The sequence below is a fragment of the Corynebacterium bovis DSM 20582 = CIP 54.80 genome, from assembly GCF_030408615.1.
In the GTDB taxonomy this organism is placed as follows: domain Bacteria; phylum Actinomycetota; class Actinomycetes; order Mycobacteriales; family Mycobacteriaceae; genus Corynebacterium; species Corynebacterium bovis.
The window spans coordinates 1,320,876-1,341,795 of record NZ_CP047187.1 but is presented as its reverse complement, the minus strand read 5'-3'; the positions used below and the strand labels follow the sequence as shown (position 1 = coordinate 1,341,795).

General features: G+C 73.4%; 19 protein-coding genes and 1 pseudogene. All 20 read right to left on the bottom strand.

Annotation, left to right across the window (positions count from 1 at the left end; all coding sequences use genetic code 11):
- Window positions 1-105: 105 nt before the first annotated feature.
- Entirely contained in the window at window positions 106-1,443 is a 1,338-nt protein-coding gene (gene coaBC / locus CBOVI_RS05365; RefSeq protein ID WP_050798211.1) for a bifunctional phosphopantothenoylcysteine decarboxylase/phosphopantothenate--cysteine ligase CoaBC, read from the bottom strand.
- Between the two features lie 257 nt (window positions 1,444-1,700).
- A complete protein-coding gene (gene rpoZ, locus CBOVI_RS05360) occupies window positions 1,701-1,982 on the bottom strand; it encodes a DNA-directed RNA polymerase subunit omega (RefSeq protein ID WP_010266123.1) in 282 nt (93 codons plus the stop codon).
- A gap of 121 nt (window positions 1,983-2,103) precedes the next feature.
- Window positions 2,104-2,676, bottom strand: coding sequence for a guanylate kinase (gene gmk, locus CBOVI_RS05355; RefSeq protein ID WP_029157749.1), 573 nt, complete (start codon window positions 2,674-2,676; stop codon window positions 2,104-2,106).
- Window positions 2,677-2,678: 2 nt separating this feature from the next.
- A complete protein-coding gene (mihF, locus tag CBOVI_RS05350; RefSeq protein WP_029157748.1) occupies window positions 2,679-2,999 on the bottom strand; it encodes an integration host factor, actinobacterial type in 321 nt (106 codons plus the stop codon).
- A 302-nt stretch (window positions 3,000-3,301) separates the two neighbouring features.
- Window positions 3,302-4,123: an orotidine-5'-phosphate decarboxylase gene (gene pyrF / locus CBOVI_RS05345; RefSeq protein ID WP_029157747.1), complete on the bottom strand. Its 822-nt coding sequence runs from the start codon at window positions 4,121-4,123 to the stop codon at window positions 3,302-3,304.
- 77 nt (window positions 4,124-4,200) lie between these two features.
- On the bottom strand, window positions 4,201-7,563 hold the full coding sequence (gene carB / locus CBOVI_RS05340) for a carbamoyl-phosphate synthase large subunit (protein WP_010266113.1): 3,363 nt from the start codon (window positions 7,561-7,563) through the stop codon (window positions 4,201-4,203).
- Window positions 7,564-8,772: a glutamine-hydrolyzing carbamoyl-phosphate synthase small subunit gene (gene carA / locus CBOVI_RS05335; RefSeq protein ID WP_010266110.1), complete on the bottom strand. Its 1,209-nt coding sequence runs from the start codon at window positions 8,770-8,772 to the stop codon at window positions 7,564-7,566.
- Window positions 8,773-8,854: 82 nt separating this feature from the next.
- On the bottom strand, window positions 8,855-10,252 hold the full coding sequence (locus CBOVI_RS05330) for a dihydroorotase (RefSeq protein ID WP_010266106.1): 1,398 nt from the start codon (window positions 10,250-10,252) through the stop codon (window positions 8,855-8,857).
- Window positions 10,253-10,431: 179 nt separating this feature from the next.
- A complete protein-coding gene (locus CBOVI_RS05325; protein ID WP_010266102.1) occupies window positions 10,432-11,385 on the bottom strand; it encodes an aspartate carbamoyltransferase catalytic subunit in 954 nt (317 codons plus the stop codon).
- Window positions 11,382-12,011: a bifunctional pyr operon transcriptional regulator/uracil phosphoribosyltransferase PyrR gene (gene pyrR, locus CBOVI_RS05320; RefSeq protein ID WP_010266099.1), complete on the bottom strand. Its 630-nt coding sequence runs from the start codon at window positions 12,009-12,011 to the stop codon at window positions 11,382-11,384. Before pyrR ends, CBOVI_RS05325 begins: the two co-directional genes overlap by 4 nt.
- A gap of 324 nt (window positions 12,012-12,335) precedes the next feature.
- A pseudogene (gene nusB / locus CBOVI_RS05315) lies at window positions 12,336-12,842 on the bottom strand (transcription antitermination factor NusB); the annotation flags it as partial.
- 14 nt (window positions 12,843-12,856) lie between these two features.
- Window positions 12,857-13,420 (bottom strand): elongation factor P, encoded by a 564-nt coding sequence (gene efp, locus CBOVI_RS05310; protein ID WP_010266093.1) that lies wholly within the window; start codon window positions 13,418-13,420, stop codon window positions 12,857-12,859.
- Between the two features lie 60 nt (window positions 13,421-13,480).
- Window positions 13,481-14,575, bottom strand: coding sequence for a M24 family metallopeptidase (locus tag CBOVI_RS05305; RefSeq protein ID WP_010266090.1), 1,095 nt, complete (start codon window positions 14,573-14,575; stop codon window positions 13,481-13,483).
- 67 nt (window positions 14,576-14,642) lie between these two features.
- On the bottom strand, window positions 14,643-15,122 hold the full coding sequence (gene aroQ / locus CBOVI_RS05300; RefSeq protein WP_010266086.1) for a type II 3-dehydroquinate dehydratase: 480 nt from the start codon (window positions 15,120-15,122) through the stop codon (window positions 14,643-14,645).
- Complete coding sequence (aroB, locus tag CBOVI_RS05295) at window positions 15,122-16,309, bottom strand: 3-dehydroquinate synthase (protein WP_125187397.1); 1,188 nt, start codon at window positions 16,307-16,309, stop codon at window positions 15,122-15,124. The genes aroQ and aroB overlap by 1 nt, the downstream gene beginning before the upstream one ends.
- Entirely contained in the window at window positions 16,306-16,845 is a 540-nt protein-coding gene (locus tag CBOVI_RS05290; protein ID WP_010274468.1) for a shikimate kinase, read from the bottom strand. Before CBOVI_RS05290 ends, aroB begins: the two co-directional genes overlap by 4 nt.
- Window positions 16,842-18,056, bottom strand: a complete 1,215-nt coding sequence (aroC, locus tag CBOVI_RS05285) for a chorismate synthase (RefSeq protein WP_010274471.1) — start codon at window positions 18,054-18,056, stop codon at window positions 16,842-16,844. The genes CBOVI_RS05290 and aroC overlap by 4 nt, the downstream gene beginning before the upstream one ends.
- Window positions 18,057-18,110: 54 nt before the next feature.
- On the bottom strand, window positions 18,111-18,590 hold the full coding sequence (locus CBOVI_RS05280) for a prepilin peptidase (protein ID WP_010274474.1): 480 nt from the start codon (window positions 18,588-18,590) through the stop codon (window positions 18,111-18,113).
- Window positions 18,591-18,722: 132 nt separating this feature from the next.
- Window positions 18,723-19,646, bottom strand: coding sequence for a shikimate dehydrogenase (locus CBOVI_RS05275; protein WP_010274477.1), 924 nt, complete (start codon window positions 19,644-19,646; stop codon window positions 18,723-18,725).
- Window positions 19,643-20,827 carry an endolytic transglycosylase MltG gene (gene mltG, locus CBOVI_RS05270; RefSeq protein ID WP_029158076.1) on the bottom strand — a complete coding sequence of 395 codons (1,185 nt, stop codon included), beginning with the start codon at window positions 20,825-20,827 and terminating at the stop codon, window positions 19,643-19,645. The genes CBOVI_RS05275 and mltG overlap by 4 nt, the downstream gene beginning before the upstream one ends.
- Window positions 20,828-20,920 lie beyond the last annotated feature (93 nt).

The window sequence follows — 20,920 nt, the reverse complement described above, 5'->3', positions numbered from 1 at the left end:
GCTGGTCGGTCTCCTCAGGCGGTGGCCGGCCTCTTCATGGTTCACATTCCCCAGAGATCATAGTGGACTGAGTGGTCTGTGTCCGGGAAGAGGTCCGGGGCCCCGTCACCCCACCGGCCCCGAGGGCCGCTCCGCGGCCTCCCGCGCCGCATCCACCTCGTCGAGGATCGCGGCTGCGACCAGCAGTTTCGATCCCGGCGGGACGACGGTCTCGCCCTCCACCCCCGAGCGGAGCAGCCAGCCGCTGCTGTCGTCCCGGCCGAACACCCGGCCGGACCCGACCGGGTTGCACATGAGGATGTCGCACCCCTTGCGGGCGAGCTTCGCCCGGGCGTGCTCGAGGGGGGTGTGCTCCGGGTCTCCCGTCTCGGCCGCGAAACCGACGATCCGGAGGGCGGCCGGCACCGTGCCCGCCGCCCGGCGGTCGACGACGCCGCGGAGGATGTCCGGGTTCTCCGTGAGCTCGAGGCGGTCGAGCGGGGTGTCCCCGCCCTTCTTCAGCTTCGCGTCGGCCGTCACCGCGGGCCGGTAGTCCGCCACCGCGGCGGCCATGACGAGGACGTCGGCCGGGGACGCGGGGTCGGCGGCGTCGGTGTCGGGGGCGGTGCCGTCGGGGTCCGTGCCGGCCGCGGGGCGGGCCCACCCCTCGCCCGTCACCGCCCGGACGACGGCCGCCTCCATCTCCCGCGCGGTCTCCACCTGCTCGACCGTCGCGCCGGACGGCAGCGGCAGCTCGTCGACGGCGCCCGCGACGATCCGGACCTCCGCCCCCCGCTGGGCGGCGACGTCGGCGACGGCGAACCCCTGCCGGCCCGACGAACTGTTGCCGAGGAAACGCACGGGGTCGAGCGGTTCGCGCGTGCCGCCGGCGGACACGACGACGGTGCACCCCTCGAGGGTGCGGCGGAAGATCCCCGGCCGCTCGACCGCCGCGAGGCCGAGGTGCGCGATGTGCTCCGGGTCCGGCAGCCGGCCGGGGCCGCTGTCCGCGCCGGTGAGGCGGCCGTGCGCCGGCTCGAGGACCACCGTCCCCCGGGAGCGCAGCAGGGCGACGTTGTCCCGCGTCGCCGGGTGCCGCCACATCTCGGTGTGCATCGCCGGGGCGAGGACGACGGGACACGTCGCGACGAGACAGCTCGCCGTGAGCAGGTCGTCCGCCCGACCGTGCGCGAGCCGGGCCATGAGGTCGGCCGTCGCCGGGGCGACGACGACGAGGTCGGCCTCGTGGCCGAGCCGCACGTGCTCGACCTCGTCGACGTTGTCGAACACCGTCGTACTCACCGGGTTGCCGGACAGGGCCTCGAACGTCGCCGCCCCGACGAACCGCAGGGCGGCCTCCGTGGGGATGACCCGCACGTCGTGGCCGGCCTCGGTGAACGTGCGGACCACCTGGCAGGCCTTGTACGCGGCGATGCCGCCGCCGACGCCGACGACGACGCGCAGCCGCCGGCCGCCCGGACCCCCGTCCGGGGATGTCGCGGTCGGGCCGGCGGCGTCGGTGCCTGCGGCGGCAGGGGCGGTGCCTGCGGCGGCAGGGGCGGTACCGGCGTGGCCCGGGGTGGTGCCGGCGCCGGCGGGGGTGGTGCTCGTCGTGGAGTTCGTCACGGGTGCCGAGCCTAGCAGCCCGCCCGCGGGCGTCCCCGGGCACGCGGAACCCCCGGCACCTGACGGGCAGGTCCGGGGGTCGGGTGACGGCGGGCTCAGCCCTCCGTGTGCTCCAGCAGGTCGCGGTTGATCTCCCGCAGCGCGATGGACAGCGGCTTCTCCTGCATGTCCGGGGTCACGAGCGGACCGACGAACTCGAAGACGCCGTCGTCGACCGTCTGGAAGTAGTCGTTGATCTGCCGCGCGCGCTTGGCCGCGAAGATCACGAGGGCGTACTTCGAGGACACCTTCTTCAGCAGCTCGTCGATCGGCGGGTTCGTGATGCCGACCGGCGGGTCGAACACGGTGTCGTTCTCGTTCACGTCCTGGACTGCCACTTGGAACCTTCTCTTGTGATCGCTGGGCCCCCGGCGACCGGGGGTCGGTGTGTGTTCTCGTGTTCTCGGACACCGGGTCGGGTGCCGGCGCCGCGGCGCCGGCCGGCCCGGACGGGGCGGGTCAGTCCCCGGTGAGAACGGCGCTGATCGCCGCGACCGCCGTGTCGACGTCGTCGTTGACGACGACCCGGTCGAACTCGTCCTGGGAGGCGAGCTCCCGGCGGGCGGTGTCGAGCCGACGGGCGATGACGTCGTCGGACTCCGTGCCTCTCCCGGTCAGGCGCTCGACGAGCGCGTCCCACGACGGCGGCGCGAGGAAGACCGTCACAGCCTCCGGGATCATGCGCTTGACGTTCCGCGCCCCCTCGAGGTCCACCTCGACGAGGACGGGACGGCCTGCGGCCCGTGCCTCCTCGACCGGACGTCGCGGGGTGCCGGACAGCTGGAGTCCGCCGTGGATCTCGGCCCACTCCAGCATGAGACCGTCGGCGACGTTCCTCTCGAACTCCTCGCGGCTGACGTAGAAGTAGTCGCGGCCGTCGACCTCCCCCGGGCGCGGTGACCGGGTGGTCATCGACACGCTGAAGTACAGTCCGGGGACGTCCTCACGCAGGCGGTTGACCACGGTGGACTTCCCCACCGCCGACGGACCGGCGAGGACGACGAGACGACCCTTCGGCAGGTCTCCGCTCAAAACTAGGCCTCGAAGCCGAAGCGCTCCAGCAGGGCCCGGCGCTGGCGGTCGCCGAGACCGCGCAGGCGGCGCGTCGGGGCGATCTCCAGCTCGGTCATGATCTCCTGTGCCTTCACCTTGCCCACCTTGGGGAGGGCCTCGAGGAGGGCCGACACCTTCATCTTGCCCAGGATCGGGTCGCTGTCGGCGTCCTTCAGGACCTTCTTGAGGTCGGTGCCGCCTCGCTTGAGCTTCTCCTTGAGCTCGGCGCGCGCCTTGCGGGCCTCGGCCGCCTTCTTGAGCGCCTCTGCGCGCTGCTCAGGGGTCAACTGGGGAAGGGCCACGGGGTTCCTCCGTCTGTCTCGGTGTCTGTCATTACGGGTTGTGAACGGTGTTCCTGACCGCGGGCGGTGATGAGCGCTGCACGGGTGCAGCTGTCCGCCCGGGTGTCCCGACGAATCCTAGGGGGGCGGGCGGACGCTGGCAACCAGCGCCCCCGTTCCCGGGCCGTCGGTGACAGCCGGAGGGGGTCTCGTCCCGGTCTCGTCACGAGGGACGGTACGCCCGGTGCTGAGCCGGTCTCGGCCGGCCCCGGCGGAAACAACGAGTCACAGTGTAGCACTACGACCTGCGGCAACTAAATGTTTCACCTGAAAAGCGCCGAGGCGTCGCGGGCCGCCGCGCGCAGCGCGTCGACGTCGGGCCCCGCCGCGAGCACCCCGCGGGAGATGTTCGGGCTCACCAGCCGTTCCGCGGCGCCGGCGATCCGCCGCACGTCCGCGGCGGTGCCGCCCTGGGCGCCCACCCCCGGCATGAGCACGACGCCACCGACCTCGTCGAGCCGCGGCGGGTCGGTCACCGTGGCCCCGACGACGACGCCGACGGTGCCCGCACCGCCCCGCGCGACGGCGGCGGCGTTGAGCGCGGAGACCCGGTCGACGACGTCCTGCGCGACCGACCGGCCGCCCGCGTCGGCCCCCTGGACCTGCGGCCCCTCGGGGTTCGACGTCGCGGCGAGGATGATGACCCCGGTCCCCGTCCGCTCCCCCGCCTCGACGACCGGGGCGAGCGACCCGACCCCGAGGTAGGGCGAGACCGTCACGGCGTCGGCCCGCAGCGGCGACGCGGGGTCCGTCCACGCCCGCGCGTACCCGGCCATCGTCGACCCGATGTCACCGCGCTTGGCGTCGGCGACGACGAGCGCCCCCGTCCCCCGCAGCGCGGCGAGGGTCTCCTCCAGCACCGCGAACCCGGCGGACCCGAAGGCCTCGTAGAACGCGACCTGGGGCTTGACCAGGCACGCCTCGTCGGCGAACGCCTCCACGCAGCGCCGCGAGAACTCCAGCAGGCCGGAGACGTCGACGGGCAGGCCCCAGTCCCGGAGCAGCCCCGGGTGGGGGTCGATGCCCACGCAGAGCCGCCCGTGCTCCCGCGCCCGGGCGAGGAAGCGGTCGCCGAAGGTCGGCACCGGGGACGACGGCTCCGGTCCGGGGACGGGCCGGGCGGCGTCGTCCCCCGCACCGGACACGGACCCACCGGGGCCGGTCACCGGGTCTCCCCCGCGTCGTCCCGGTCACCGCCGTCATGGTCGATGTCCTGGATCGCCCGGACGACCGTCTCGGTGTCCATGAGCGCCTCGATGGCCTGGACGACCGCCACGGCGCCCTGGACCGTCGTGATGCACGGCACGCCGACGTTGACCGCGGCGGCGCGGATGTCGTAACCGTCGTGCCGGGCGCCGGCGGACCCGGCGGGGGTGTTGAGCACGAGGTCGACGCGCCCCTCCCGGATGTCGTCGACGATCGACCGCCCGCCGGTCGCCTCGGCGTCCGACTGCTTCGCCACGACGGTGCAGTCGACACCGTTGCGGCGGAGCATCCCGGCCGTGCCGTGCGTCGCGAGCATCTCGAAGCCCATGGAGTGGAGCCGCTGGATCGGGAGGATGAGCGTGCGCTTGTCCCGGTTCGCCACGGACACGAAGATCGTGCCGGACGTCGGCACCGGCCCGAACGCGCCCTCCTGCGACTTCGCGAAGGCGGTGCCGAAGTCGGCGTCGAGCCCCATGACCTCGCCCGTCGACTTCATCTCCGGGCTGAGCAGGGAGTCGAGGACCTTCCCGTCCGGGCTCCGGAAGCGGTTGAAGGGCATGACCGCCTCCTTCACCGCGATGGGGTGGCCCATCGGCAGCGAGCCGCCGTCGCGGTCGCCCGGCAGCATGCCCTCGTCGACGAGCTCCCGGACGGTCGCGCCGAGCATGATCCGCGCCGCCGCCTTCGCGAGCTGCACCCCCGTCGCCTTGGACACGAACGGGACCGTGCGGGACGCCCGCGGGTTGGCCTCGATGACGTAGAGGATGTCGTCCTTGAGGGCGAACTGGACGTTCATGAGACCGCGGACGCCGATGCCGTGGGCCAGGGCGGCCGTCGACCGGCGGACGGTGTCGATGTCACCCTCCCCGAGGGTCATCGGGGGCAGTGCGCACGACGAGTCGCCGGAGTGGATCCCCGCCTCCTCGATGTGCTCCATGACCCCGGCGAGGTAGACCTCCTCGCCGTCGCACAGCGCGTCGACGTCGATCTCGATCGCGTTGTCGAGGAAGCGGTCGACGAGCACCGGGTGGTCGGTCGTGATCTCCGTGGCCCGGTCGATGTAGTCGCTGAGCGAGGCCTCGTCGTAGACGATCTCCATCCCCCGGCCGCCGAGGACGTACGACGGCCGGACGAGCACGGGGTAGCCGATGCGGTCGGCGACGGCGCGGGCCTCGTCGAAGGAGGTCGCGGTGCCGTAGGCCGGGGCCGGCAGGCCCGCGCGCTCGAGCACGGCACCGAACTCGCCGCGGTCCTCGGCGAGGTTGATGGCCTCCGGGCTCGTGCCGACGACGGGCACGCCGGCGGCCGCGAGCCGGTCGGCGAGCCCGAGCGGGGTCTGGCCGCCGAGCTGGACGATGACCCCGGCGACCGTGCCGGACTCCGACTCGGCGTGGTAGACCTCCATGACGTCCTCGAAGGTCAGCGGCTCGAAGTACAGGCGGTCGGCGGTGTCGTAGTCGGTGGACACCGTCTCCGGGTTGCAGTTGACCATGACGGTCTCGTAGCCGACGCGGGACAGCTCCAGCGCGGCGTGGACGCACGAGTAGTCGAACTCGATGCCCTGGCCGATGCGGTTCGGCCCGGAACCGAGGATGATGACCTTCTCCCGCTCGGTCTGCGGGGCGACCTCGGACTCCGCCTGCGGGTCGAGCTCGTAGGACGAGTAGTGGTAGGGGGTCTTCGCCTCGAACTCCGCCGCACACGTGTCGACGGTCTTGAACACCGGGCGGACGCCGAGCGACCAGCGCAGCCGGCGCACCCCGTCCTCCCCGGCGAGCTCGGGGCGCAGCGCCGCGATCTGCCGGTCGGACAGGCCGAGGAACTTCGCCTCGCGGAGCAGCGGCTCGTCGAGCACCGGGGCCGCGGCGAGCGTCCCCCGGAACTCGACGAGCGCCCGGACCTCGTGGAGGAACCACGGGTCCACGCCGGAGGCCTCGTGGACCTCGTCGACGGAGGCGCCGAGGCGCAGGGCCAGCTCGATGTCGTACATCCGCCCCTCGGTCGGGCGGCGGAGGTCCTCGAGCACCGCGGCGACGTCGGTCGCCCGGTCCCCGGCGATGACGGCGTCGTCCCGGGTCCAGAACCCGGCCTCCTTCGTCTCGAGCGACCGCATGACCTTGTTGAGCGCTGTGGCGTAGTTGCGGCCGACGGCCATCGCCTCGCCGACGGACTTCATCGTCGTCGTCAGGGTGTCGTCGGCGCCCGGGAACTTCTCGAAGGCGAACCGCGGGGCCTTGACGATGACGTAGTCGAGGGTCGGCTCGAACGCCGCGGGGGTGACCTCGGTGATGTCGTTGCGGATCTCGTCGAGGGTGTAGCCGATGGCGAGCTTCGCCGCGATCTTCGCGATGGGGAAGCCGGTGGCCTTCGACGCGAGCGCGGAGGACCGGGACACGCGCGGGTTCATCTCGATGGTGATGAGCCGGCCGTCGTCCGGGTTGACGGCGAACTGGATGTTGCAGCCGCCGGTGTCGACGCCGACCTCGCGGAGGATGGCGATGCCCTGGTCGCGCATCGCCTGGAACTCCCGGTCGGTGAGGGTCATCGCCGGGGCGACGGTGACGGAGTCACCGGTGTGGACGCCGAGGGCGTCGACGTTCTCGATGGAACACACGACGACGACGTTGTCCTTGCCGTCCCGCATGAGCTCGAGCTCGTACTCCTTCCAGCCGAGGATCGACTCCTCGATGAGCACGTTCGCCTCGGGCGACGCGGCGAGGCCGCCGCCGGCGATGCGGTCGAGGTCCTCGTCCGTGTACGCGAGGCCGGAGCCGAGCCCGCCCATCGTGAACGACGGCCGGACGACGACCGGCAGGCCGAGCTCGGCGACCGTCTCGTGGACCTCGTCCATCGTGTGGCACACCCGGCTGCGGGCGGAGGCGCCGCCGACGCGGGCGACGATGTCCTTGAACTTCTGCCGGTCCTCACCGCGCTCGATGGCCTCGATGTCCGCACCGATGAGCTCGACGCCGTGGCGCTCGAGTGCACCCCGCCGGTCGAGCTGGATCGCGGCGTTGAGGGCCGTCTGGCCGCCGAGCGTCGCGAGCACGGCGTCGACCGGGTGCCCGGCGGCCCGCTCGGCCTCGAAGATCTTCTCGATGTACTCGGGCTGGATCGGCTCGATGTACGTGTGGTCGGCGAACTCCGGGTCCGTCATGATCGTCGCCGGGTTCGAGTTGATGAGGGTGACCCGCAGGCCCTCCTCCTTGAGGACCCGGCAGGCCTGCGTCCCGGAGTAGTCGAACTCGCAGGCCTGGCCGATGACGATGGGGCCGGACCCGATGACGAGGACGTGGTTGATGTCTGGACGCTTCGGCATTTACTCGGTGCCCTTCGTGTCGTGCTGTGCGGACGGTGCGGTCGGTGCGGTCGTGGTCGGCTGCGGGTCGCCGCCGGCGCGGCGGCGCTCCATGAGCTCGATGAACTGGTCGAACAGGGGGTTGGCGTCACGGGGGCCCGCCGCGGCCTCGGGGTGGTACTGGACGGAGTACGCGCTGCCGTCGGCGAGGGCCACACCCTCGACGACGTCGTCGTTGAGGCAGGTGTGCGTGACGACCGCCGGGCCGAACGGGGTGTCGAACGTCTCCCCCGGCGTCCCGCGGAGCGCGAAGCCGTGGTTCTGCGCGGTGATGTCGATCTTCCCGGTGACGTGGTTGAGCACCGGGACGTTGATCCCCCGGTGGCCGAACTTCAGCTTGTACGTCTCCATCTCCAGGGCGCGGCCGAGGATCTGGTTGCCGAAGCAGATGCCGAAGAACGGGATCTTCCGCTCGAGCACGGTGCGGACCTGGGCGACCGTCGCGTCGGCGGTCGCCGGGTCACCGGGGCCGTTCGAGACGAAGACGCCGTCGTAGTCCCACTCCGCCAGCGAGTCGAGGTCGGTCCCGGCCGGGACGACGACGGTGCGCACGCCGCGGCGGGCGAGGTTGCGCGGGGTGTTGGTCTTGATGCCCATGTCGTAGGCGATGACCGTGTAGCGGGTCTCACCCTCCGGTTCGACGACGTACACCTCCGGGGTCGTGACCTCCGAGGCGAGGTCCGCCCCCTCCATGCCGGGCTGCGCGGCCACGCGGGCGACGAGCTCGTCCTCGGGCAGCAACGCGTCGTCCCCGCTGACGATCCCGGCGGCGACGGCCCCCCGGTCCCGCAGGTGGCGGACGACCGCGCGGGTGTCGATGCCGCGGATGCCGATGACGCCCTGGGCCGTCATCTCCTCCTCGAGGCTGCGGTCGGCCCGCCAGTTCGACACGGTGTGGGAGAGGTCGCGCACGGCGAGGCCGGCGACCCAGATCCGGTCGCCGCGGGACTCGCCGTCCTCGTCGTTCCAGCCGGTGTTGCCGATGTGCGGGGCCGTCGCGACGACGATCTGCCGGTGGTACGACGGGTCGGTCATGGTCTCCTGGTAGCCGGTCATGCCGGTGGTGAAGACCGCCTCGCCGAGGGTCGTGCCCTGGGCGCCGAACCCGCGGCCCCGGAAGACGCGGCCGTCCGCGAGGACGAGGGCGGCGGGGGTGTGGGTGCTGCTCACTGGGGTGCTCTTCCTGTCGATGATGGTGTGGGGGCTGTCGGTGCCGGGACGCGACCGCGACGGGTCGGGCCGGGCTGCGCGGTCATGCGGTCACCCCGTCGACCTCGCCGTCGCGGCACGTCACGCGGCCGCGCAGCAGCGTCGTGCTGACCTTGACGGGCATGTCCATACCCTCGTACGGGGTGTTGCGGGCCTTCGACGCGAGCTCCGCGCCGCGGGCCGTCCACGTGCGGCCGGTGTCGACGACGCAGAGGTTCGCCGGCTCACCGACGGCGAGCGGGCGGCCGTGGCCGGGCAGCCGGGTGATCTCCGCCGGCAGCTCCGACATGACCCGGGCGACGAAGCGCCAGTCCCGGTCGCCGTCGAGGACGAAGATCCGCGCGATGAGCGCGAGCGACGTCTCCAGGCCCAGCATCCCGGGCCGGGCGCGGTCGAACTCGCAGCACTTCTCCTCCGAGCCGTGCGGGGCGTGGTCGGTCGCCACGCAGTCGACGACCCCGTCGACGAGCGCCTGCCGGAGGGCGGCGACGTCCCGGTCCTCCCGCAGCGGCGGGTTGACGCGGTTGACGCCGTCGTACGTCTCCAGCCGCTCGTCGGTGAGGATCAGGTGGTGGGGCGTGACCTCCGCCGTCACCGGGATCCCCTGCGCGCGGGCCCAGCGGAGCAGCTCCACCGTGCCCTCGGTCGAGGCGTGGCAGATGTGGAGGCGCCCGCCGTAGTCGCGCGCCATGATCGCGTCGCGGACGACGATGGACTCCTCGGCGACCCGGGGCCAGCCCCGCAGGCCGAGCCGGGCGGCCGTCGGGCCCTCGTGGGCGACGGCGCCCTCGGTGAGCCGGGGCTCCTCGCAGTGCTGGGCGAGGAGGACGTCGAGGCCGCGGGCGTACTCGATCGCGCGGCGCATGAGCAGCGGGTCGTGGACGCACTTGCCGTCGTCGGAGAACATGCGGACCTTCGCGTCGGACTCCGCCATCATCCCGAACTCCGTGAGCTCACCGCCGGCGAGGTCCCGGCTGATGGAGCCGACGGGGTGGACGTCGCAGAGGTTCGTCGCCTGCCCCTTGTGCCAGACCGCCTCGGCGATCGAGGGGTTGTCCGTCACCGGCGAGGTGTTGGCCATGGTGAACACGGCGGTGAACCCGCCGCGGGCGGCGGCGGCGGACCCGGTGGCGATCGTCTCCGTGTCCTCACGCCCGGGTTCACGCAGGTGGACGTGCATGTCGACGAGGCCCGGCAGGAGGACCTGCCCGTCGAGTTCGAGGACGTCCGCGTCGGCGGAGAGCCCCTCCGGCCGGCCGTCGGCGGTGGGGGTCATCGACGCGATGACACCGTCGCGGACGAGGACGTCCGTCGGCTCACCCTCGCCGTAGACGAGGACACCGGAGAGCAGGACCTCGCCCGACGCGGCCGGGGCGAGCCGCCCGGTCGGCGGGTACTGGTCCGTCGCGGCGGGGGTGCCGGTGCCGTCGGTTCCGGTCATGGGGGCGTCTCCTCGGGGGTCGGGTGACCGGCGTCCCGGCCGGTCGGGGTGGCTGGTCTGCGGCGCGCCCGGGTGCGTGTCCCGGGGCGTGGTCGGTGACGCGGGCTGCGGCGTGGACTGCGGCGTCGGCTCCGGCGTGGAGGCCGGGGTCCCGGTCCGGCGGTCGTTCGGCGTGCCCGTCACCGGTCCTCCTCCCCCGTCGCCCCGTCGGTGCCGACGAGCAGGGTGAACAGCACCGCCATGCGGACGTGCACCCCGGCGGTCACCTGGTCGAGCACGAGGGTGCGGGGGTCGTCGGCGACGTCGTCGCTGATCTCCATCCCGCGGAGCATCGGCCCCGGGTGGAGGACGACGCCGTCCGGGCCGAGCGCGTCGAGGCGGGCGCGGGTGAGGCCGTAGCGGCGCGCGTACTCCCGGTGGGACGGGAAGAACCCGCCGTTCATCCGCTCGGCCTGGACGCGCAGCATCATCACCGCGTCGACGTCGCCGAGGACGTCGTCGAGCCCGTAGGTGACGTCGACCCCCCAGGTCTCCACCCCCGTCGGGAGCAGCGACGGCGGGGCGACGAGCGTGACGGACGCCCCGAGCCGCCGGAGCACCGCGACGTTCGACCGCGCGACCCGGGAGTGGAGGATGTCCCCGACGACCGCGATGCGCAGGCCCGCGACGTCACCGAAGTGCCGGCGGAGGCTCACCGCGTCGAGGAGCGCCTGCGTCGGGTGCTGGGAGGCCCCGTCCCCGGCGTTGACCACGCTGATGCCGTCCGGGCCGGAGCCGACCCAGCCGGCGACCTGGCGGGCCGCCCCGGAACTGGGGTGACGCATGATGATCGCGTCCGCGCCGACCGCCCGGAGGGTCTGCGCCGTGTCCCGGAGGGACTCGCCCTTCGACACCGACGAACTCGACGCGGAGATGTTGATGACGTCGGCGCTCATCCACTTCCCGGCGGTCTCGAAGCTCGACCGGGTGCGCGTGGAGTTCTCGTAGAAGAGGGTGAACACCGTCCGGCCGCGGAGCGTCGGCAGCTTCTTGACCTCCCGGCCGCGGAGCACCTCCCCGAACCGGTCGGCCTCGTCCATGATCGCGGTGATCTCGCCGAGCGTGAGGTCGTCGGCGCTGAGCAGGTGCTTCACAGGTCTCCTTCCGTCGACCGGCGCAGGGTGACCCGGTCGACCCCGTCGACGTCGCTGAGCTCGACGGACACGTCCTCCGAGCGCGACGTCGGGATGTTCTTGCCCACGTAGTCCGCGCGGATCGGGAGCTCCCGGTGCCCGCGGTCGATGAGGACGGCGAGCTGGACGACCCCCGCCCGGCCGACGTCCCGCAGCGCGTCGAGCGCCGCGCGGATCGTCCGGCCCGAGTACAGGACGTCGTCGACGAGGACGACGGTCGCCCCCTCGACGTCCGCCGGGATGTCCGTCGACGCGAGCGCCCGGTGCGGGCGCGACCCGAGGTCGTCCCGGTACAGCGTGACGTCGAGGGCCCCGTGCGGGACGTCGACCCCGCTGAACTCCGAGACCTTCTCCGCGAGCCGGCGGGCGAGCGGAACCCCCCGCGACGGGATGCCGAGCAGGATGACCGGCGCACCGACGGCCGGCCCGTCCCCCGCGCCCGGACGCGCCTCCGGTCCCCCCGGCGCCAGGGCGGTCTTCTCGATGATCTGGTGCGCGATGCGTGCGACAGTACGGGAGACGTCGTCCCCGTCCAGAAGGACGCGCGTCTCCGCACCGGTGTCCCCGGTATGACCTGTCTGACTCATCGTGACCTCCTTCCCCGCCTCACAGTGCGGTCCGTTAAAGGATGTCCACTGACGGTCGTCAGTCTTCAGGCCAGGAGTCTACCACCCCGCCCGGCACGGGGGTCCCCCTCCCCCGGTGCCGTCTCAGGCCTGCGGTCCCCCGGTCTCCCCCTCCGGGCCGGTCCCGGTGGTGCCGTCTGTCGCGGCTGTGCCGGTCGCGTCCGTGCCGGTCGCGTCCGCCCCGGCCCCGGTGCCGGCGTCGGCGTCCCCGCTCCCGCCGGTCTCGTCCGACGTGTCGACGAGCGCGTCGACCGCCGCCTCCACCTCCCGGCGGGCCGCGGCCGCGTCCGCGAGGGCGAGATCCTCCGCCGCCTGACGGTCCGCGGCCGCCGCGTCGCGCCGGTCACGCACCTCGCGGGCGATGCCGTCGAGGACGGCGTTGACGTAGCCGGGGGCCTTGTCGTGGCAGTACTCCTCGGCGAGGGCGATCCCCTCGGACATCGCCACGCGGTCGGGCACCTCCGGGTTCTCCGTCAGCTCCCAGACGCTGACGCGCAGGACCGCCCGGTCGACGGCCGGGAGCCGGTCGAGACTCCACTCGCTGGACAGGTGCCCGGCGATCGCGGCGTCGATCTCGTCGAGACCCGTCGCGACCCCCTCGACGACCCGGAGGGTGTAGTCGGACACCGGACGGACCTGGTTGGCCTGGTCACGCGAGAGTTCGATGCGCTCGTGGGCGATCTCCACCGGGTCGACGTCCCGGAACTCCGCCTCGAAGAGGAGGTCGACCGCGCGCTGCCGGGCCTTGTGGCGGGAGCCCTTCCGCTTGTACGTGTTCGGCTGGTCAGTCACCGTGTCCCGCCGAATCAGGAGTTCACGCGGGACAGGTAGGAACCGTCGCGGGTGTCGATCTTCACGACGTTGCCCGTCTCGATGAACAGCGGCACCTGGACCTCGGCGCCGGTCTCGAGGGTCGCCGGCTTCGTGCCGCCCGTGGAGCGGTCGCCCTGCAGGCCCGGGTCGGTGTGCTGGACCGTGAGCTCGACGGAGACGGGCAGCTCGGCGAAGAGCGGCTCGCCGTCGTGGAAGGAGACCTGGACCGGGGAGTTGTCGAGGAGGAAGCGCGCGCCGTCACCCATGAGGTGCGGCGGCAGCTCGACCTGGTCGTAGTTCTTGTCGTCCATGAGGACGTAGTTCGTGCCGTCGTTGTAGAGGAAGGTCATGTCACGCCGGTCGACGGTCGCGATCTCGACCTTGACGCCGGCGTTGAACGTCTTGTCCACGGTCTTCCCGGAGACGACGTCCTTGAGCTTCGTGCGGACGAACGCGGGCCCCTTGCCCGGCTTGACGTGCTGGAACTCGATGATCTGCTGCAGCTTGTTGTCCAGCTTCAGCACGATGCCGTTCTTGAAATCCGCGGTGGTTGCCACGTGACACTCCCTCTGGGTGGATGTTGGACGGTGAGACAGCGGTACAGTCTAGCAGCCGCGTCAGACGACCCTGAGCTCCGTCGGCGACGGGTTGCAGGTCCGCGCGCCGTCGGCGGTGATGATGTAGGTGTTCTCGATGCGCAGGCCCGTCTCACCGGGGAGGTACACGCCCGGTTCGACGGTGAGGGTCATGCCCTCGCGGAGCACGTCCCGGTCCGCCGCGCGGGTCGACGCCGACGGCGCCTCGTGGACGTCGAGCCCGACGCCGTGCCCCGTGGAGTGCACGAAGTACTCCCCGTAGCCCGCGTCGGCGATGACCCGCCGGGCGGCGGCGTCGACGTCACGCCCGGCGACACCCGGGGCGAGGGTCTGCACCCCGGCGGTGAACGCCGTGTGGACGAGGTCGAACAGCTCCCGGCTGCGGGCGTCTGGCTCCCCGACGCACACGGTGCGGGTCTCGTCGGAGGCGTAGCCGTCGAGGTACACCCCGAAATCGACGGTGACGAGTCCGGGGACGATCCGCTCCCGGGACACCCCCGCGTGGGGCTTCGCCGCGTTCGTGCCGGAGGCGAGGATCGTGTCGAAGCTCAGCCCGTCCGCCCCGGCCCGGCGCAGCCGGTGCTCGAGGTCGGCGGCGGCCTCGATCTCCGTGATCCCCTCCCGGATGCCCCCGGCCTCGATGAACTCGACGAACACCGCGTCGGCGAGTTCGCCCGCGGCGGTGAGCGCGGCGAGCTCCGCGTCGTCCTTGACGAGGCGCTCGGCCTCGACCGTCCCGCCGAGGATCTCCGGGTCCCCGAGGTCCCGCGCCCGGCCGACGGCGAGCTGCGGCTCGATGTGGACGGCCTCGTCGCCGGCGGCGGCCGTGAGCTCCCGGAACAGGTCCCGGGTGATGCGGATGTCGAGGCCGGACGTCTGCTGGCGGACCTGGGTGTCGTACCGGCCGTCCGTCGCGATGACGCCCTCGCCGTCGGTCGCGAGGAGCAGCGCGGCGTTCGAGCCGGTGAAGCCCGTGAGGTAGCGGACGTTCATGAGGTCCGTCACGAGCAGCTGGTGCGCGCCGGCGGCGGCGATCCGCCGTCCGACGGCCCGGCGGCGGGCCGCGTGGTCCGGGGCGGGGGCGGTCGACGGGGACGGTGCCTGGTTCTCGGTCATGTGTTCCTCCTGGAACGGTCGGTCAAGGGGTCTGTCTGTCACGGCCGGGGGCGTCGTCGCGGGCGCCTCACCGGTCGTCGCCGGCGTGGGCGGCCCAGTACCGCAGCGCGAGGGCGTAACCGTCGGTCCCCAACCCGACGATCACCCCGGCGGCGAGCGGGGACAGGAGGCTGCGGTGCCGGAACTCCTCCCGGGCGTGGACGTTCGAGATGTGGACCTCGATGAACCCCGCGCCGGCGGCGACCTCGGCGAGGGCGTCCCGGAGGACGACCGAGGTGTGGGTCAGGCCCCCGGCGTTGACGATGACCGGGTTGCCCGCGTCCGCGGCGGCGTGGATGACGTCGACGAGGTCGCCCTCGTGGTTCGACTGGTGGCACTCGACGGCGACCCCGAGCTCCTCCCCGAGCCGGCGGAGCGCGTCCTCGACGTCGGCGAGCGTCGTCGCGCCGTACACGTCCGGCTGCCGGGTGCCGAGCCGGTCGAGGTTCGGCCCGTTGACGACCGTCACCGTGCGTCGCGGTCCGGCCGTGCCCGTCTGTGCGTCCATCACTCGTCCTCTCCGTGTCCCTCCCGGGACGTCGGTGCGTCACCGCCCGGTACCGGGGCGGCTCCCGCTGTCGCAGCGTACGCCGCGGCGAGCAGGTCGGGGTCCGGCCCGTCGAGCCGGGTCGGTTCGGTCCCCCCTCCCGGGACGTCCCGGAGGACGACGAACCGGATGGCGGCGCCGCGGTTCTTCTTGTCCCGGCCCATCGCCGTCGTCAGCGTCGCGAGGTCCGCCCCGTCGTAGGACACCGGCAGCCCCACCGAGCGCAGGATGCGGCGGTGCCGGTCGACGGCCCCGGCGGACAGCAGGCCCGCGGCCCGGGCGAGCTCGGCCTCGAAGACCATCCCGACCGCCACCGCGTCGCCGTGCCGCCACCGGTACTGCTCGTGGTGCTCCACCGCGTGACCGTAGGTGTGGCCGTAGTTGAGGATCTCCCGGAGCCCCGCCTCGTGGAGGTCGGAGGCGACGACGGACGCCTTGACCTGCACCGCGCGCTCGACGAGTTCGGGCAGGGTGCCGTCGGGGTCGAGGGCGGCCGCGGGGTCGGCCTCGTAGAGCGCGAGGATGGCCGGGTCGGCGATGAACCCCGCCTTGATGATCTCCGCGCTCCCCGCGACGAGCTCCCGCCGGGGCAGCGTGTCGAGCACGTCGATGTCCGCGATGACGGCGGACGGCTCGTGGAAGGCCCCCACGAGGTTCTTCCCCGCCGCGGTGTTGATGCCGGTCTTCCCCCCGACGGCGGCGTCGACCATCGCGAGCAGCGTCGTCGGGTACTGGACGACCGGCACGCCGCGCATCCACGTCGCCGCGACGAACCCCGCGACGTCCGTCGCCGCCCCGCCGCCGACGCCGACGACGACGTCCCGCCGGGTCAGGCCGTGGCGGGCGCACGTGTCCCAGCACGCGGACGCGGCCGCGACGGTCTTGCCGTCCTCCGCGTCCGGCAGCTCGTGGGTCGTGGCCGCCAGGCCCTGCCGCTCGAGCTCCGCGCACACCCGCCGCGCCGTCCCGGCGAGCGCCGGCTGGTGCACGACGACGGCCCGGGCGGCCCCCAGGTCCGCGACCGCCGGGGCGAGCAGCTGCGTCGCCCCCCGGCCGATGTGCACGGGGTACGGGTTCGCGGTCGCGACCGTGACGGTCCGGACCCCGCCCGGGCCCGGCGCCGCCCCGGTCCGGTCCGCGCCGGTCATCGGGCGGCCTCCCCGGACGCGGCGTCGCACGTGATCTCGTCGATGAAGCGGAGGATGTCCGTGACGACGCGCTGCGGCTCCTTGCCGTCGCCGTGGACGGTCACCGTCGCCACCTCCTCGTAGAGGTGCTGCCGTTCGTCGGCGAGCTCCCGGTACCGGGCCTCGGGGTCGGGGGCCTCGAGCAGGGGGCGGCCACCGGCGGCGACCGTCCGGCGGATGCCCTCCTCCGGGGTGATGTGGAGGTGGACGACGAGGTGGTCGGCGAGCGCCGCCCGCGTCGCCGCGGAGAGCACCGACCCCCCGCCGAGGGAGACGATGCCGTCGGTGGCGAGGGCGTCACGGACCGCGGACTCCTCGCGGTCCCGGAAGTACGGCTCCCCCCGTCGGGCGAAGATCTCGCCGCAGGTCATGCCCTCGGCGGCCTCGATGAGGTCGTCGGTGTCGACGACGGGGACGTTCAGCGCGTGCGACAGCCGGCGGCCGATGGTCGACTTCCCCGCGCCGGGGAGGCCGACGAGCACCGCCCGGGGGCTCACCGGTCGCTCCAGTCGAGTCGGCCGGCGACCTCGTCGAGGTACGCCCGGTAGTTCCGCCGGGTCTGCTCGAGGCTGTCCCCGCCGAAGGACTCGAGCAGCGCCCGCGCCAGTTCGAGGGCGACGACCGACTCCGCGACGACCGCCGCCGCCGGGACGGCGCAGACGTCGGAGCGCTGGTGGATCCCCGACGCGGCGGCGCCGGTGTCCATGTCCACCGTCGCCAGGGCCCGGGGCACGGTCGAGATCGGCTTCATCGCAGCGCGCACCCGCAGCTGCTCCCCGTTCGTCATGCCCCCTTCCAGGCCGCCGGCCCGGTTCGACCGCCGGGTCACGCCCCCGTCGGGCGCGGCGTCGATCTCGTCGTGGGCCTCGGACCCGCGGCGGCGGGCCTCCTCGATCCCGTCGCCGATCTCGACGCCCTTGAACGCCTGGATGCTCATGAGCGCGCCGGCGAGGCGGCCGTCGAGCCGCCGGTCGGCGCTGACGTGGCTGCCGAGGCCGACGGGCAGGCCGTCGACGACGACCTCGACGATCCCGCCGAGGGTGTCCCCCGACTTCTTCGCGGCGTCGATCTCCGCGATCATCGACCGCTCCGCCTCCGGGTCGAGGGTCCGCACGGGCGAGGCGTCGACGGCGTCGACGTCGGCGGGCGTCGGCGTCCGGCCCGCCGCCGGGGTGCTCCGGCCGATCGAGATGACGTGGCTGACGACCTCCGCCCCCGTGACCTCCCGGAGGAGGGACCGGGCGACGGTGCCGGCGGCCACGCGGGCGGCGGTCTCCCGCGCCGACGACCGTTCGAGGACCGGGCGGGCCTCCGTGTGCCCGTACTTCAGCATCCCGGCGAAGTCGGCGTGGCCCGGACGCGGGCGGGTGAGGCGGGCGGCGCGCGCCCCCTCCATCTCCCTGGCGACCTCCGGGTCGGACATGTCGAGGGGGTCGGCCGACATGACGGTCGTCCACTTCGGCCATTCGGTGTTGCCGATCATGACCGCCACGGGGCTGCCGAGGGTCAGGCCGTGGCGGACGCCGCCGACGAGGGTCACCTCGTCCGCCTCGAAGGACATCCGTGCCCCCCGTCCGTACCCGAGGCGGCGGCGGGCCAGCTGCCGCGACACCTCGTCGCGGGTCACCGGCACGCCCGCGACCATGTTCTCGACCAGGGCGATGAGGGCCTGGCCGTGGGACTCTCCCGCTGTCGTCCATCGAAGCATGGTCGCATTGTCTCACGAACCGTGTCGCCGCGGAACAGTCGGCTCCCCCGGTGGTCACCACGCCGGCACGTACCCGGCCGCGAGCACCACCGCCCATGTCGCGAGGACCATCCCGGGGCCGTGGGGCACGACCGTCACGGGCCGTCCCGGTCCCGGTCCCGGGGGTCGACGCCGCCCCCCGCCCCCGCCGAGGGCGAGCGCGAGGGTCACGACCGACGCCCCGCCGACCGCCCCCACCCACCCCGCGGGTCCGGCGGCCACGACGGCGACGGTGCCGAGGGACAGTCCGAGCTTGACGTCACCGCCCCCGACCCGCGCCCGCGGGCTCAGCGCCCCCGGGACGAGCCCCGCGGCCGCCCACCCGAGGCCCCCGGCCACCGCCCAGGGGTGCCCCGTGACGACGGCGAGCACCACCGCGACCGGGACCGCCGGCAGCGTGAGGGCGTCGGGAAGCCGGAGTGAGCGCACGTCCACGACGACGAGCGCGACACTCCACACCAGCGCACCGGCCCAGCCGGCCATGACCCACGACATCCCGTCCCCCGTTCGTCCCCACCGTCGGTTCTCCCCCGCCCCCGGGCCCGGCACTTCCGCCCCGGGCCTGTCCCACCGGTCCCGCGGCCTCCGCACCCCGCCGGTCCCCGACCGGCCGCCCCCCGCACGGGCTCACCGTCCGGCGAGCACCGCCCTCAGCATCTCACCCTCCGGGGCCCGGTGCCCCGTGAACAGCCGGAGCTGCTCCTCCGCCTGGCCCGCGAGCATTCGCAGGCCGTCCGCGACCGGGACCCCGCGACGCAGCGCGGTCGCCTGGAGCGTCGTGGGGTACGGGTCGTAGATGACGTCGACGACCGCGCCGGCCCGGACGAACGCATCGGCGTGCGGGGCCGCGCCCGCCTCCGGCACCGTCGAGACGACGACCGCGGCACCGGCGCAGTGCGCGTCGACCGCCGGGTCGTCGAGCCGCACCCAGTCGAAGTCCATGCCGTAGGACTCCACGAGGGTCTGCAGGTTCAACGCCCGCTCCGAGCGCGCCGCGACGGTCACCGCCCGTGCCCCCGCGGCCGCGACCGCCGCGACCGCCGGCCGCGCCGTCCCCCCGTTGCCGACGATGACGGCCGTGCGCCCCCGCAGCGCCTCCCCCGGGGCGACATGGTCGAGACACGCGACGAGGCCGTCGACGTCGGTGTTGTCCGCCAGCCAGCGGCGCCCGTCGGGTCCGTCGAGGGGGACCAGGGTGTTCGCCGAGCCGATGAGCGCGGCGCGGTCCGTGATCTCGTCGGCGAGGTCGTGGGCCGCGGCCTTGCCCGGCATCGTCACGGAGAACCCGCGGACCGACGCCGGGGCGTCCGTGAGGAGCCGGCGGATCTCCTGGGCCTCGCCGGCCTCCACCCGCTCGTACGTCGCGTCGACGAGACCGAGCGCCCGGTAGCCGGCCTGGTGCAGCTCCGGCGACCGGGAGTGGTCCACCGGCCGGCCGAGGACGGCGCACACCTGCGTGCGGTGCGCGGCGAGGGTGAGGAACCCGTCGACGTCGAGGACCCCCGGCGTCGCGGGGCCGCCGTGGGCGTCACCGTCCGTCACGTCGGTCACCGCCCGCTGTCGAGGACGCCGCCCTGGCGGGACTGCTCGATGGCCTTCTCGTGCTCCGAGAAGTCCCGGTTGAACACCGTCGTGCCGTCCTTGTCGACCGTGACGAAGTAGAGCCAGTCACCGTCGGCCGGGTTCTCCATCGCGTGGAGGGCCTGGAGCCCCGGCGACGCGATCGGGGTGTCCGGCAGCCCCTCCTTGGCGTAGGTGTTCCACGGGGTGCGGCGGGCACGGTCCTCGTCGGTCGTCGCGACCTCCTGCTCGTCGACGCTGTAGTTCACCGTCGAGTCGAACTCGAGCTTCTTGTTCTCGTGGAGGCGGTTGAGGATCACGCGGGCGACCTTGTCGAAGTCCCCCTCCGGGGCCTCCCGCTCGATGAGCGAGGCGGCGGTGATGACCTGGTACGGCGTGAGCCCCAGCGACTGCGCGGAGCGCTCGAGCCCCGTGCCCTCGTACGTCTCGGCCGAGGAGGCGACGATGTCGTGGATGATCTGCTTCGGCTCGCTCGTCGGGTCGAAGAGGTGGACGCCGGGGGCGATGAGGCCCTCGATGCGCCGCGGGTCGTCCCCGCGCGCCGAGACGGGCTTGACCGCCCACGCCGGGACACCGAGCTCCTCCGGGGAGGTCTGCGCGATCGTGTCGCTCAGCTCCTCGGGGGTGACGCACGTCGCGTCCGTCGCCCGGTCCCCGGTCCCCTCGCACGTCTGCCGGGAGATGAGCGTGAGCACGCCCTCGCGCGTGTCGCCGCCGACGACGCGGACGTCGTCGAGGGGCAGGCCGTTGGGGATGTCGACGACACCGCGGCGCTTCGACTCGTCGGTGAGCGTGTCCATGACCGCCTTCGCCGACATCTTCTCCTGCAGCGGGTAGTACCCGGCGTGGAGCCCCCCGGACCCGGAGTGCTCCGACTCCTCGGCGGCCTGGAGCATCGCACCCCGGCTGCCGATGATCTTCCGGTCGAGCAGCTCCTGGGTGAGGGAGGCGACCGAGTCACCCTGGTCGACGCGCACCATGACGACGGTGCCGTTGCCGGTGCCGTCGTAGTCACGGGTCGCGGCGACCTCACGGACGTAGTACACGTAGCCGCCGATGGCGACGAGGAGCACCACCAGTGCGATCGACAGCGCTCCGGCCATCTGTCGGCGGCGGCGGTACTTCGGTTCGGCGCTCCGCGTAGTCGGCATGGACGACCTGTGCCTTTCATCTCGGGTCAGGGGATCGCCGGACGGTCCGGCACCCGCCTCACGGCAGCCTCGCCACCGTACCCACGCATGTGC

Excerpts from the sequence above, each read along its gene's own strand:
- carB (WP_010266113.1), bottom strand. The coding sequence starts at position 7,563 with ATGCCGAAGCGTCCAGACATCAACCACGTCCTCGTCATCGGGTCCGGC.
- CBOVI_RS05330 (WP_010266106.1), bottom strand. The coding sequence starts at position 10,252 with ATGACCGGAACCGACGGCACCGGCACCCCCGCCGCGACGGACCAGTAC.
- pyrR (WP_010266099.1), bottom strand. The coding sequence starts at position 12,011 with ATGAGTCAGACAGGTCATACCGGGGACACCGGTGCGGAGACGCGCGTC.
- CBOVI_RS05305 (WP_010266090.1), bottom strand. The coding sequence starts at position 14,575 with ATGACCGAGAACCAGGCACCGTCCCCGTCGACCGCCCCCGCCCCGGAC.
- aroQ (WP_010266086.1), bottom strand. The coding sequence starts at position 15,122 with ATGGACGCACAGACGGGCACGGCCGGACCGCGACGCACGGTGACGGTC.
- aroB (WP_125187397.1), bottom strand. The coding sequence starts at position 16,309 with ATGACCGGCGCGGACCGGACCGGGGCGGCGCCGGGCCCGGGCGGGGTC.
- aroC (WP_010274471.1), bottom strand. The coding sequence starts at position 18,056 with ATGCTTCGATGGACGACAGCGGGAGAGTCCCACGGCCAGGCCCTCATC.
- CBOVI_RS05280 (WP_010274474.1), bottom strand. The coding sequence starts at position 18,590 with ATGTCGTGGGTCATGGCCGGCTGGGCCGGTGCGCTGGTGTGGAGTGTC.
- mltG (WP_029158076.1), bottom strand. The coding sequence starts at position 20,827 with ATGCCGACTACGCGGAGCGCCGAACCGAAGTACCGCCGCCGCCGACAG.